The following is a 12,674-nucleotide window of genomic DNA, read 5'->3' on the forward strand; positions in this document are numbered from 1 at the left end:
CGTTCCGTTTGCCTGCCAACTGACTGTCAGAAGTCGCCGCCGCCGAAATCCCCGCCGCCGAAATCCCCGCCCCCGAAGTCGCCGCCGCCGAAGCCACCACCGCCGAAGTCGCCGCCACCGAAGTCCCCACCGGCGTAGTCGCCGCCGCCGACATCCCCGCCCTGGTCGCCGCCGCCGAAGTCGCCGCCCTGGTCGCCGCCGTCGCCGCCCTGGTCGACACCGTCACCGAAGCCCTCCTGATAGCCGGCGTCGTAGCCGTACCCGGGGTCGGCGAAGGCTGGCGAGAAGAGCGCATCGGCGATCAGGATGCCGCCGAGCACACCGGCGCCGGCACCCAGCGCCGTCTTCCACCAGGGCGTCGAATACCAGCCGGCGGGCACCGGTCGACCCTGATAACGCCCACCGGGGTAGTAGTAGGGCGTTTCCCGGCCAGGCTGCGGCCCGGCGCGGAAGGTCTGCCCCTGCACATCGACCTCGCGCTCCTTGGTGAGCTGCCCCACGCCGCGGGCGGCGGCCAGTGTCGGCACCTCGGGGCCCGGATCGATGCCCAGCGCCGTACGCGCCGCCCGGATGTACGCCAAACCCTCCAGCGCGGTCTCCCGGGCCAGCCCGAACTGGTGGGGCGTGGACGCCTGCTCCAGCTGGGAGCCCGCCGCGTTGTACCGCTCGCCGGCGTCGGCCAGCGCCTGTCGTACCGCTGGGTCGTCGCCCTGGAGGTTCATCAACTGGCCGCCGAGGCGCTCGTACCACCGCTGCGCCTCCGCGCGGGCGTCGCCGAGCTCGGTGCGCCGACGGGCACCGGCCTGAGCGCGGACGAGCGCGGCGGCGCCCAGCGCGCCGACCAGCACAACGGCGAGGCAGAGCACAAGTTCCATGTCATCGAACGTACCCCCGGGTCGCACGTCGTATCCGTCTGGCAAGCTCCGGTGATGGACGTCTCGACGCTGCTCCTGGTGATCGTGTGCCTCGGCGCGGGCGGGGCGGTGGGCTGGCTCGCTGCCCGGTCCCGGTCGGCCGCCGACATCGCCCGCCTCGACGCCACCCTGGCCGCCACCCGGGAGGGCGAGGGTCGGCTGGAGCAGTCCATGCGGGCGTTGAGCTACGAGGCCACCGCACAGTCCCAGGAGGCGGTGGCCCGGGCTGTCGCACCGCTGCACGACACCCTGCGCCGCTACGAGCAGCGGGTGGCCGAGCTGGAGCACGACCGCGTCGACGCGTACGCCGAGCTGCGTGAGCAGGTCCGCTCGATGAACGCGGTCTCCGGTGAGCTGCGCACCGAGACCAAGCAGTTGGTGGCGGCGCTGCGCGCACCGCAGGTGCGGGGCCGCTGGGGCGAGCACCAGTTGCGCCGGATCGTCGAGGCTGCCGGCATGCTGGAGCACTGCGACTTCTCCGAACAGGTCACCGCCGCCACCGACCAGCAGGTCGTCCGACCGGATCTGGTGGTCCGCCTGCACGGTGGTCGCTCGGTGGTGGTGGACGCCAAGGCCCCGTTCGACGCGTACCTGACAGCCATGGAGGCCCGCGACGAGCGCGGCCGGGACACCCACCTCGACGCGCACGCGCGGCACCTGCGGGGGCACGTCGACGCCCTGGCCGCCAAGTCGTACTGGTCGGCGTTCGACAACTCACCCGAATTCGTGGTGCTGTTCGTCCCGGCCGATCCGTTCCTCGACGTCGCGCTCCAGCGGGACCCGACGCTGCTGGAGCACGCCTTCACCCGCAACGTGGTGCTCGCCACGCCGGCCACGCTGGTCGCCCTGCTCCGTACCGTGGCCTACTCCTGGCGGCAGGAGGCGCTGGCCCGCAACGCGCTCGCCGTGCACACCCTCGCCCGGGAGCTGTACGGCCGGCTCTCCACCCTGGGCGATCACGTGGGCAAGCTCGGGTCCTCGCTGGCCGGTGCGGTGACCGCGTACAACCGGGCGGTCGGCTCGCTGGAGGCCCGGGTGCTGGTCAGCGCCCGCAAGCTCGCCGAGTTGGGCGTCTCGGACGACGAGTTGGCCGCGCCGGCCCAGGTCGAGTTGACGCCGCGGCAGCCGCAGGCCCCCGAGCTGGCCGATCCGGCCGACGAGGTCTCGGCCCGCTAGCCATCTATGTGACAGTGCGTATGCCTGCGTATCACGAAGTGGTCACAAGGAACTGGCCACTAGTGACAGTGCTCGCCGACACCCCGAAAGATTCTGCTCACCCGAGCGCCCTTCTCTGAAGGGCCCTGTTCTCTGGAGGTAAAGAGAACGTGAGCAGACTCCGAAATATGAGCCGGCGCACCTCAGCCGCGCTCTTCGCGTCGGTCCTGGCGACGAGCGCCATGACGACCATGGGTGGTGCCGCCACCGCGGCCGCGGCTCCCGCCACCACACCGGACGCTTCCCCGGCCACCGCCGCCGAGACGCTGGGCGCCCACGACGCCAAACTGCTCAGCGAGGCCCGCGCCAAGAAGGCCCCGACCGTCACGTTGATCGTCTCCACCGAGAAGGGTGAAGCGGGGGACGTCGCCGACAGCCTCACCAAGCTCGGCGGCACTGTCAGCCAGCGGCAGGACCGGGTCGGCTTCGTGCTGGCCAAGGTCCCAACCGACCGGGTCCTCAAGGCAGCGCGGCTGCCCGGCGTCTCGGCCGTCGACCTGGACGAGGTCATCCAACTGCCGGACCCGGCACCGGAGCGCACCGCCACCGGCACCGCCGGCGCGCGGCAGGCCGCCGTCGCGGCGCCGGGAGAGACCACCCCGGCCGACAACCCCTACATGCCGACGAACGAGACCGGCGCTGTGGCGTTCACCGCTGCCCACCCCGAGTGGGACGGCCGGGGCGTCACGATCGGCATCATGGACTCCGGTGTGGACCTTGCCCACCCGGCGTTGCAGCAGACCACCACCGGCGAGCGCAAGATCGTCGACTGGGTCACCGCTACCGACCCGCTGGAGGACGGCTCGTGGCGGCGGATGCAGGCCGAGGTCGCCGGCCCGTCGTTCACCATCGCCGGCGGCACCTGGACGGCACCGGCCGGCACGTACCGGTTCAACCTGTTCAGCGAGTCGGTCACCGCCGCGAGCGACGCCCGTGGTGACGTCAACCGCGACGGCGACACGACCGACACCTGGGGTGTGCTCTTCGACCCGGCCACCAACAACATCCGGGTGGACGCCAACCAGAACCTCAACTTCTCCGACGACCCGGTCATGCGGCCGTACAAGGAGAAGTACGACATCGGCTACTTCGGTACCGACAACCCGGCGACCCCGGTCGCCGAGCGGCAGCCGTTCGTCGTCGAGTTCCGCAAGAACGTCAACACCACGCCGATCGGGCTGCCGGGCACCTACGACTACGTGAGCATCGGCATCGTCGAGAGCACCCACGGCACCCACGTCGCCGGCATCACCGCCGCCAACGACATGCTCGGCAACGGAGCGTTCGACGGCGCCGCGCCCGGTGCCAAGCTGGTCTCCGCCCGCGCCTGCTCCTGGGGCGGTGGCTGCAGCGCTGCGGCCCTCACCACCGGCATGATCGACCTGGTGGCCAACCGTGGCGTCGACATCGTCAACATGTCGATCGGTGGCCTTCCGGGCCTGAACGACGGCAACAACGCGCGGACGAACCTCTACAACGAACTGATCGAGACGTACGGCGTGCAGTTGGTCATCTCGGCCGGCAACTCCGGCCCGGGTCTCAACACCGTCGGCGACCCGTCGGTGGCCAGCAACGTGATCAGCGTTGCCGCCAACATCAGCAAGGACACCTGGCTGGCCAACTACGGTTCGGTCGTCAAGAAGAAGAACGCCCTGTTCAACTTCTCCTCCCGTGGCCCGCGCGAGGACGGCGGCTTCAAGCCGAACATCGCCGCCCCCGGCTCGGCCATCTCCACCGCACCGACCTGGCAGCTCGGCGCTCCGGTCCCCGAGGCCGGATACGCGCTGCCCCCGGGCTACGCGATGCTGAACGGCACCTCGATGGCGTCTCCGCAGACCGCCGGCGCCGGCGCGTTGCTGCTGTCGGCCGCCAAGGCCACCGACCGGGGCGTCAGCCCGGCGGCACTGCGGCGGGCGCTGTTCAGCTCCGCCAAGCCCATCGCGGACGTGCCGACGTACGCGCAGGGCTACGGCATGGTCAACGTTCCGGGCGCCTGGCAGCTGCTGCGCCAGGGCGTCGAAACCCGGTCGTACGTCTCCGACGCGCCGGTCTGCAGCCCTCTGGCGGAGCAGCTGACCATCTGGAACGGTGTGAAGTTCGTGCCGAACCCGGGTCGGGGCACCGGCGTCTACAACCGCTGCGCCTCGTCCGAGGGCGGCCACAAGGTCGGCCAGAGCAAGACCTACCCGGTCAAGCTCACCCGTACCAGTGGTCCGGCCGGCACCATCAAGCACAACGTCACGCTCCAGGGCAACGACGGCACCTTCAAGGCACCGAAGACCGTCGCGTTGCCGCTCAACAAGGCCGTCACCATCAGCGTCACCGCCAAGCCGGCCACCGAGGGCGCGCACGGCGCGATCGTGCGGATCGACGACCCGGCCACCAACGTGGTCGACTTCGAGGTGTCCACGGTGGTAGTGGCCTCGAACGACGTGAAGAAGCCCAACTTCTCGTACACCAACGAGGGGTCGGTCGACCGCAACGGCTTCACGTCGTACTTCGTCACGGTGCCGGAGGGCGCCAAGGCCCTCCAGGTGAACCTCTCCGGGATCGCCACCGGTTCGCAGACCCGATTCATCGCGATCAACCCGTTGGGTGTGCCGGTGGAGGCCACCACCAGCACCGTCTGCTACACCAACTTCTCCGACGTCAACGTCTGCAAGCCGCAGGAGCGTGACTACCAGAACCCGCTTCCCGGGGTCTGGGAGATCGAGGTGGAGTCGCGGCGGACGTCGCCGGCGCTGAACAACCCGTTCACGCTCCAGGCGCGTGTGCAGGGCCTGACCGTCGAGCCGGCGCTGGTCGAGCTGCCCAGTGTCGAGGCCGGCGAGCCGACCCCGGTGAGCTGGAAGGTCACCAACACCTTCGGTCCGGTCTCGGTCAGCGGCCGCAGTGGCGCGCTGACCGGTGTGCGGACCGAGCGTCCGACCATCACCGAGGGCGGTCCCAACCAGGAGTGGACCGTCGAGATCCCGGCGGGTACGTCGACGTTCACCGCCCGGATCGGCAACCCCGCCAACGCGGGTGCCGACCTGGACCTGTTCGTCTACCGGGGTACCACCGAGGTCGGCCGGGCCGCGGACGGCGACTCGGAGGAGGCGGTCACGCTGACCAACCCGCCCGCCGGCACCTACCGCGTCGTGGTGGAGCCGTACGGGGTTGACGGGCCGGGGACCAGCACCGCCTACGACTACTACGACGCGTTCGCGTCCGCGTCGCTGGGCACGATCACCGCTCCGGCCGCCGCGGTGCCGCTGATGCACGGCGAGTCGGCCACCATCACCGGCACTGTGACCGCGGTGGCCGTCCCGGCCGACGGGCGTCAGCTCTCCGGTGAACTGGCGATCGTCACCAGCGAGGGCGCGATCGTGGGTCGCGGCAACGTGTCCATCGGTGCCGTGAACTGATCCACTCGTCACACCGGCAGGAGCCCGTCCCCACGTTCGGGGGCGGGCTCCCGCATGTCAGGGGTGAGTGGTCAGGACCGGTGGGCGGCCGTCACGACGAACGGGGTGCCCTGCTGGCAGGTGGTCATCATGCCGGGCTCCACCCGACCGGTGACCTCGACCCGGGCGCCCGGCGTCAGCACCTCACGCGGGCCGCCGAGCAGCAGGTAACCGTCGAGCAGTACGCAGCCGGGCTCCACACCGCCCTGCACGGTGCCGCTGAGGGTGGTGGCCCCGACGCCCGGCGGCGTGCTCGGACCGCCCGGTTTCGGAGTCTTCATCCCGGGCGGCACGCTCCGGGTGCCGGTCTCTGGCGAGGGCGTCGGGTCGGGCGTGGGCTGGCTGGTCACCGGCTGCGCTCCCGTCGGGGTCGGGGTGGGTGTGCCGCCCCCGACACCCTGGCCGCCGCAGGCGCTCAGCGCCACGCAGACGGCCAGCGCGGGGACGGCGAGCCGAAGAGTCCTCATGCCGAATCTGACGTACGCCGACCCGAGTTCGTTCCCGCGCTTCAGCCGCGCGCCGCTGCGGCCTTCATGTCCCGCCTCAGCTCCTGCGGAAGCGAGAACGTGAGCCGCTCGTTGGCCGTGGTGATCTCCTCGACGTCGGCGAAGCCGCGGGCGGCGAGGTGGACCAGCACCTCCTGGACCAGGTCGTCCGGGACGCTCGCGCCCGAGGTCAGGCCGACCGTGGTGGCCCCCTCCAGCCAGGCGTCGTCGATCTCGTGCGCGAAGTCGACCAGGTGACCGGCGCGGGCGCCGGCGTCCAGGGCGACCTCGACCAGGCGGACCGAGTTGGAGGAGTTCGTCGAACCGACCACGATCACCACGTCACAGTCGGCGGCGATCTCCTTGACCACGTGCTGCCGGTTGGAGGTGGCGTAGCAGATGTCGTCGCTGGGCGGGGACTGCAACAGCGGCAGCCGCTGCTTGAGGCGGGCCACCGTCTCCAGCGTCTCGTCGACCGAGAGCGTGGTCTGGGAGAGCCAGACCACCTTCTCCGGATCACGTACGGTGATCTTGTCGGCGCCGTCCGGGCCGTCCACCAGCTGGATGTGCGCGGGGGCCTCTCCGGCGGTGCCGATGACCTCTTCGTGCCCCTCGTGGCCGATGAGCAGGATGTCGTAGTCCTCCGCCGCGAAGCGCCGCGCCTCGTGGTGCACCTTGGTGACCAGCGGACACGTAGCGTCGATCGCCTTCAGCGAACGCGCCTTGGCCTGCTCGTGGACCTCCGGCGCCACACCGTGCGCGGAGAAGACGACTGTGGCGCCCTCCGGCACCTCCTCGTTCTCCTCAACGAAGATGGCGCCCTGGGCCTCCAGGGTCTGCACCACGTGCTTGTTGTGCACGATCTGCTTGCGCACGTAGATCGGGGCGCCGTAGAGCTTCAGCGCCTCCTCCACGGTCTGCACCGCGCGGTCGACACCCGCGCAGTAGCCGCGGGGCTTGGCCAGGAGCACGCGCTTGCCGGTCCGGTGAGTCGCCTGAGCCTCAGTCACCACCCCATCGTACGTGCCACCCCGCAGCCCGGCAGCGGCCCGCAACCCACCCCCCACCCCCCGGTGATCAAGAGGTTTGCGTCAGAAACGCGCACAGCGTCGACGCAAACCTCTTGATCACCGGGGAGGTCCGTAGGGTGGGCGGGTGAGCGAGGGTGGGCGGGTGGGAAGCGGCGGAAGCGGCGGGGGCGGCGGTGGGGGCAGCAGCGCTGAGGAGCCTTGGCCGGTACGGGTGGTCAGCCAGAAGGTGGGGGCCTGGATCGCCAAGCTGGGCTGGGTGTGGGTGGACGGGCAGGTGGCGCAGATCAGCCGCCGCCCGGGGGCCAGCACTGTCTTCCTCACCCTGCGTGACCCATCGGCCGACCTGAGCCTGACCGTCACCACCAACCGGGACGTCCTGGACTCCGGCGCGCCGGAGCTACGCGAGGGCGCACGTGTGGTGCTGCACGCCAAGCCGGAGTTCTACGCCGCCCGGGGCACACTGAGCCTGCGGGCCGACGAGATTCGCCAGGTGGGGCTCGGGGAGCTGCTGGCCCGCCTGGAGAAGCTCAAGAAGCTGCTCGCCGCCGAAGGGCTCTTCGACCGCGCCCGCAAGCGTCGACTGCCGTTCCTGCCCGGCCGGATCGGGCTCATCACCGGCCGCGCGTCGGCGGCGGAGCGGGACGTGCTGACGAATGCCCGACGGCGCTGGCCGGCTGTGGAGTTCCGGACCGTCAACGTGGCAGTGCAGGGCCCGTCCGCGGTGCCACAGATCGTCGACGCGCTCAAGGTGCTCGACGCCGACCCGAGCATCGAGGTGATCATCATCGCGCGCGGCGGCGGCGGCATCGAGGACCTGCTGCCCTTCTCCGACGAGGCGCTGTGCCGCGCGGTGTTCGGCTGTCGTACGCCGGTGGTCAGCGCGATCGGCCACGAGACGGACGCGCCCTTGATCGACTACGTCGCCGACGTCCGCGCCTCCACCCCGACCGACGCGGCGAAGCGGGTCGTCCCCGACCTCACCGAGGAGGTACGCCTCATCGGTCAGGCCCGGCACCGCCTCGAACGGGCGGTACGCAACCTGGTCGACCGGGAGACGCACCGGCTCGACGGGCTGCGTTCCCGACCGGTGCTGGCCCGGCCCCAGGTGATGGTGGAGCATCGGGCGACCGAGCTGACCGCGTTGCGTCAGCGGGCCGGCCGCTGCCTGGAGCACCGGCTCGGGGCCGCCGAGGATGACCTGCGGCACACCCTCGCGCGGCTGCGCGCCCTCTCCCCCGCCGCCACCCTCGACCGGGGGTACGCGATAGTGCAGCGCGCGGACGGCCACGTGGTCCGCGCGGCGGCGGAGGTCGGCAAGGGCGACCCGCTGCGGGTACGACTGGCCGACGGCGAGTTGGCCGCCACCGTCGATGGCTGAGTGGCGAAGCGGCGCGGTGGGGAGCGGTGTGCTGAGATGAACGCGATGACTGACGACACGAAGGCCGGGCCGGACGAGCGGCTCAGTTACGAGCAGGCCCGCGCCGAGCTGGCCTCGGTGGTGGAGCGGCTGGAAGCCGGCGGCACGTCCCTGGAGGAGTCGCTGGCGCTCTGGGAGCGCGGCGAGGCGCTGGCGGTGATCTGTCAACGCTGGCTGGACGGTGCGCGGGCGCGGATCGACGCCGCCCGGCAGGAGCCCGCTTCCTGACCGACCGCCGGTGGGGCGGCCGGAGCCGCCCCACCTCGGTACGTCAGTTGAACAGGCTGTACAGCTCGGCCGGCGCCTCGACGACCTGGTCCGCCGGCGGCTTCTGCGCGGCGGTGGCGGCTCCGTAGTCGGAGTAGGTCATCTTGATCTCCTGGGCGGCGGTCTGCCCGGCGGCCGGCAACTGCAGCACCAGCTCGCTGAGCCGGCCCTGCGGGTCCACCTTCGCGGTGAACGGGACGGTCTTCGCCTGGGTGCCCAGCGCGGCGATCGTGGCGGCGTTCAACGAGCCCGCCTCGGCGGCCTTGGTGACGTCGATGGTGCCGGCGTACGCGCCGGTGCCGGTGCTGCGGACCTCGGTGATGCCCTGGGTGAGCACCGCGCTACCGGCCGGGTCGACCTTTTCGAAGTCGAAGCCGAGGTTGCGGTTGCCCTTGATCCGGTTCTGGTCCAGGTGCTGGTACTTGCCGAGGTTGAGCTGCTTGATGGCGGGCAGGCTGTCGGCGGTGGGGCCGGTCAGCTCCAGCTTGACCCAGCTGTCCGGCTTGAAGTGGACCACGTCGAGCTTCATCGCCAGGTCGGACGAGGGGCCACCGATCGCGATCTTCATCGCCGCGCTCTGGCTCGGCTGGTGCACCAGCCCCTCCGCCGTCGAGCCGGCGCCGGCCAGGGTGAACCGGAAGTTCCCGTTGCTGATCTCCTTGGTGGAGTCGAGCAGGGCCTGCTTGGCGTCACCCGCCACCGGGGCACCGGACGCGCTCGCCGTGCCGGACGCGCTCACCGTCGGGGACGGCGTCGATCCGGTGGTGCCGGTTCCGCTGGCGCAGGCGGCCAGTGCGGGCGTGATCAGAGCGGCGGCTACCAGGCCGGCGCCGAGTCGTCGAACAGTCATACGTGTCTCCCAAGGGGGTCACCCGACGACCTGGGCGGCGCCGGAAACCGGGCGACGCAGCAGCACCGTCGGCTGCGTCGCGCGATCCGGGCCGAGCAGCGCGCCCGGATCACCCCCTCCTTGTTCCCTGTCGACGGGTCGGACAATCACCCTTCGGGCCTGTTGCCCAGATTCGGCGTCGGCACGGCCACCGCACCGGGTGCGGTCAGCGCAGCGAGCCGGCCAGTTCGCGGAGTTCGTTGTCCCGGGCGTCGCCGACGACGATCACCGTGCGGGTCGGCTCCAGCAGGACCAGCGCCTGCTGGTTTCCCCGGGCCGTGTAGAGCTGCCAGGCGCGCCCGGCCAGCTCGGTGGGGCCCTGCGGCTGGGCCTGACTGGTCAGCTCGGCGGGGAGCAGACGGTCCGCCGGGACGCTGCTCTGCAGCAGTTGGACGCCCCGCCCCTCCGGCGTGAGGTAGCCGAGTCGCAGGTTCGCGCCGCCCTCGACGGTCTGGTAGCGGGCGCTGACCGTCTTCCAGTCGGCGCCGAGCCCCTGCGGCTGGCCCACCGGAAAGACGTTCGCCGAACGTGCCTGCTCGATGGCGGGCGCCGGATCGACTGTGGTGGCCTGGTCACCGCCGAGGAATCCCCGGTAGAACGCCAGCAGCAGCGCGATCGGGACGAGCAACACCAGCAGGGAGATCGCCATGTCCTTCGGCGACCGCTCGGACTTGCCGGACACCGCCGCCGGAGGCGGTGGGGTCGGGTCGGTCGCGGCGGGCTCACCACCACGGCCGGCGGGGACGTCGGCCGGCGGCTGACCGTCGGGCGGCGTGCTGTCGGCGGGTACGCGGTCGGCTGGCTGTGCGGGTTCCACCCCCTTATCTTCGCAGCCGCCCGACCGGCGGTATCCGGGCCATCACCGCCCCGCGCCGACGCCCGGTCGGCCATCGTGTGAGGATCAGCGACAAAGCCGACAGCGGGGGCCTCCCCGCCGTCGGTCGTCCCCGCACCGTCGCGAGGAGGAGTAGCCGTCATGACGAACACCAGGACGCGGATCCCACAGGATCTCGACCGAAACCTTGCCCTCGACCTGGTCAGGGTCACCGAGGCTGCGGCGATGGCCGCCGGCCGGTGGGTCGGTCGGGGCGACAAGGAGGGCGGCGACGGGGCCGCTGTCGACGCCATGCGCAAGCTGATCAACTCGATCCAGATGCGCGGTGTGGTGGTGATCGGCGAGGGCGAGAAGGACAACGCCCCGATGCTTTTCAACGGCGAACACGTCGGCGACGGCACGGGCCCGGAGGTGGACGTCGCCGTCGACCCGGTGGACGGCACCACCCTGATGAGCAAGGGCATGCCGAACGCGGTGGCGGTGCTCGCCGTCTCCGAGCGCGGTGCGATGTTCGACCCCAGCGCCGTGTTCTACATGGAGAAGCTCGCCGTCGGGCCGGCGTACGCCGACGTGATCGACATCAACGCCGGTGTGGCGGAGAACCTGCGCCGGATCGCCAAGGTCAAGGGCACCGACGTCTCCGAGGTCACCGTCTGCGTGCTGGACCGGAGCCGTCACGACGACCTGGTCGCGCAGATCCGCCGGACCGGGGCGGGGATCCGGTTCATCTCCGACGGCGACATCGCGGGCTCCATCGCGGCGGCCCGGGGCGAGTCGGACGTCGACGTCCTGATGGGCATCGGCGGCACCCCGGAGGGCATCATCTCCGCGTGCGCGCTGAAGTGCATGGGCGGTGCGATGCAGGCCAAGCTGTGGCCGCGCGACGAGCAGGAGCGGGAGAAGGCGATCGCCGCCGGGCACGACCTGGACCGGGTGCTGGGCACCGACGATCTGGTCACCGGCGACAACTGCTTCTTCGTGGCGACCGGGGTCACCTCGGGCGACCTGCTGCGCGGGGTGCGTTACCGGGCGGGCGGCGCGTACACCCAGTCGATCGTCATGCGTTCGAAGAGCGGCACCATCCGGGTGATCGACTCGTACCACCGGTTGGAGAAGCTGGCGCTCTACTCGGCTGTCGACTTCGACGGTCGGCCGCTGGCCGAGCAGGAGTGACAGCCGCCGACACGGCGACCCCGCAGACCCTGTCGGCCGCCCGCCGGATCGCCGGCGTCGCGCTGGCGTCGGCCTCCGGGGTCGCGGTGGCGGTGCAGTCGCGCATCAACGGAGAGCTGGGGGTACGCCTCGACGACGGTTTCGCCGCCGCTGTCGTCTCGTTCGGCATCGGTCTGCTGGTGCTGCTGGTGCTGGTGCCCGCCACTCCCGGTGGTCGGCGAGGGCTGATCGCGACGCGGCGGGCCCTGCGGACCGGCACGCTGCGGCCTTGGCAGTGCCTCGGCGGGATGTGCGGAGCCTTCCTGGTGGCCACCCAGGGCCTCACCATCGGCACGTTGGGCGTGGCGGTCTTCACCGTGGCGGTGGTCGCCGGCCAGACCGGCAGCAGCCTCGCCGTGGACCGGGCCGGGATCGGGCCGACCGGCCGGCAGCCGATCACCAGGCAGCGGCTGGCCGGCGCGGTGCTCACAGTGCTGGCGGTCGGTCTGGCGGTCGGCGACCGTCTCGGCGACCCGGGCGCGTTGGCGCTGGCCCTGCTACCGCTGCTCGCCGGGGTGGGTATCGCCTGGCAGCAGGCAGTCAACGGCCGGGTCCGTGCGGCGGCCGACAGTGCGTTGACCGCCACGCTCGTCAACTTCGCCGTCGGCACTGTCACCCTGCTGGTCGCGTTCGCGATCGACATCGCCGTACGCGGCTGGCCCGGCGGCCACCTGCCGACCGAGCCGTGGCTCTACCTGGGCGGTCCGATCGGCATCGTGTTCATCGCGATCGCCGCCGCGATCGTCCGCTTCACCGGTGTGCTGCTGCTCGGCCTGGCCACCATCGCCGGGCAGATCGTGGGCGCCGTCCTGTTGGACCTGATCCTCCCCACGGCGGCCTCGCATCCGGGCGTGAACACCCTGCTCGGGGCAGCGCTGACAATGGTGGCGGTGCTGATCGCCGCGCTGGCGCCACCCGCCCGCCGCTGACCACCCACCCGCCGAGGGGTCGGCCGACCATCGG

11 protein-coding genes are annotated in these 12,674 nt (G+C 71.5%); 6 read left to right on the top strand and 5 right to left on the bottom strand.

Features of this window, described 5'->3' with window-relative positions; translation table 11 throughout:
- Positions 1-26 precede the first annotated feature (26 nt).
- Complete coding sequence (locus OG598_RS22540) at positions 27-875, bottom strand: hypothetical protein (RefSeq protein WP_328650959.1); 849 nt, start codon at positions 873-875, stop codon at positions 27-29.
- 54 nt (positions 876-929) lie between these two features.
- Between OG598_RS22540 and OG598_RS22545 the strand changes: the two genes are divergently transcribed.
- Both OG598_RS22545 and OG598_RS22550 read left to right on the top strand, forming a co-directional pair.
- Positions 930-2,090, top strand: coding sequence for a DNA recombination protein RmuC (locus tag OG598_RS22545; RefSeq protein ID WP_328650960.1), 1,161 nt, complete (start codon positions 930-932; stop codon positions 2,088-2,090).
- A gap of 149 nt (positions 2,091-2,239) precedes the next feature.
- Positions 2,240-5,536 (top strand): S8 family serine peptidase, encoded by a 3,297-nt coding sequence (locus tag OG598_RS22550; protein WP_328650961.1) that lies wholly within the window; start codon positions 2,240-2,242, stop codon positions 5,534-5,536.
- Between the two features lie 71 nt (positions 5,537-5,607).
- On the opposite strand, the gene OG598_RS22555 is transcribed toward OG598_RS22550, so the two are convergent.
- Together OG598_RS22555 and OG598_RS22560 are read right to left on the bottom strand one after the other, a co-directional pair.
- Positions 5,608-6,042, bottom strand: coding sequence for a hypothetical protein (locus OG598_RS22555; RefSeq protein ID WP_328650962.1), 435 nt, complete (start codon positions 6,040-6,042; stop codon positions 5,608-5,610).
- Between the two features lie 41 nt (positions 6,043-6,083).
- The gene (locus OG598_RS22560; protein ID WP_091397205.1) at positions 6,084-7,070 is read right to left on the bottom strand and encodes a 4-hydroxy-3-methylbut-2-enyl diphosphate reductase; all 987 of its coding nucleotides are present in this window, start codon (positions 7,068-7,070) and stop codon (positions 6,084-6,086) included.
- 145 nt (positions 7,071-7,215) lie between these two features.
- Between OG598_RS22560 and xseA the strand changes: the two genes are divergently transcribed.
- Positions 7,216-8,469 (top strand): exodeoxyribonuclease VII large subunit, encoded by a 1,254-nt coding sequence (gene xseA / locus OG598_RS22565; RefSeq protein WP_328650963.1) that lies wholly within the window; start codon positions 7,216-7,218, stop codon positions 8,467-8,469.
- Between the two features lie 45 nt (positions 8,470-8,514).
- Complete coding sequence (locus tag OG598_RS22570; protein WP_030328827.1) at positions 8,515-8,736, top strand: exodeoxyribonuclease VII small subunit; 222 nt, start codon at positions 8,515-8,517, stop codon at positions 8,734-8,736.
- A 43-nt stretch (positions 8,737-8,779) separates the two neighbouring features.
- On the opposite strand, the gene OG598_RS22575 is transcribed toward OG598_RS22570, so the two are convergent.
- Both OG598_RS22575 and OG598_RS22580 read right to left on the bottom strand, forming a co-directional pair.
- Complete coding sequence (locus tag OG598_RS22575; protein WP_328650964.1) at positions 8,780-9,625, bottom strand: hypothetical protein; 846 nt, start codon at positions 9,623-9,625, stop codon at positions 8,780-8,782.
- Positions 9,626-9,830: 205 nt separating this feature from the next.
- The gene (locus OG598_RS22580; RefSeq protein WP_328650965.1) at positions 9,831-10,481 is read right to left on the bottom strand and encodes a DUF4245 domain-containing protein; all 651 of its coding nucleotides are present in this window, start codon (positions 10,479-10,481) and stop codon (positions 9,831-9,833) included.
- 159 nt (positions 10,482-10,640) lie between these two features.
- Here OG598_RS22580 and glpX point away from each other — a divergent pair, with 159 nt between their 5' ends.
- Together glpX and OG598_RS22590 are read left to right on the top strand one after the other, a co-directional pair.
- Positions 10,641-11,672: a class II fructose-bisphosphatase gene (gene glpX, locus OG598_RS22585; RefSeq protein ID WP_091394313.1), complete on the top strand. Its 1,032-nt coding sequence runs from the start codon at positions 10,641-10,643 to the stop codon at positions 11,670-11,672.
- Complete coding sequence (locus OG598_RS22590; protein WP_328650966.1) at positions 11,669-12,640, top strand: DMT family transporter; 972 nt, start codon at positions 11,669-11,671, stop codon at positions 12,638-12,640. Before glpX ends, OG598_RS22590 begins: the two co-directional genes overlap by 4 nt.
- Positions 12,641-12,674: the final 34 nt, after the last annotated feature.

Origin of the sequence: Micromonospora sp. NBC_00330, from assembly GCF_036136635.1 — a bacterium.
GTDB classification, from domain to species: Bacteria; Actinomycetota; Actinomycetes; order Mycobacteriales; family Micromonosporaceae; genus Micromonospora; species Micromonospora salmantinae.

What these genes read in the sequence shown, in the direction of transcription:
- OG598_RS22555 (WP_328650962.1), bottom strand. Translation starts at nt 6,042, where the DNA reads ATGAGGACTCTTCGGCTCGCCGTCCCCGCGCTGGCCGTCTGCGTGGCG.
- glpX (WP_091394313.1), top strand. Translation starts at nt 10,641, where the DNA reads ATGACGAACACCAGGACGCGGATCCCACAGGATCTCGACCGAAACCTT.
- OG598_RS22540 (WP_328650959.1), bottom strand. Translation starts at nt 875, where the DNA reads ATGGAACTTGTGCTCTGCCTCGCCGTTGTGCTGGTCGGCGCGCTGGGC.
- OG598_RS22570 (WP_030328827.1), top strand. Translation starts at nt 8,515, where the DNA reads ATGACTGACGACACGAAGGCCGGGCCGGACGAGCGGCTCAGTTACGAG.
- OG598_RS22545 (WP_328650960.1), top strand. Translation starts at nt 930, where the DNA reads ATGGACGTCTCGACGCTGCTCCTGGTGATCGTGTGCCTCGGCGCGGGC.
- OG598_RS22575 (WP_328650964.1), bottom strand. Translation starts at nt 9,625, where the DNA reads ATGACTGTTCGACGACTCGGCGCCGGCCTGGTAGCCGCCGCTCTGATC.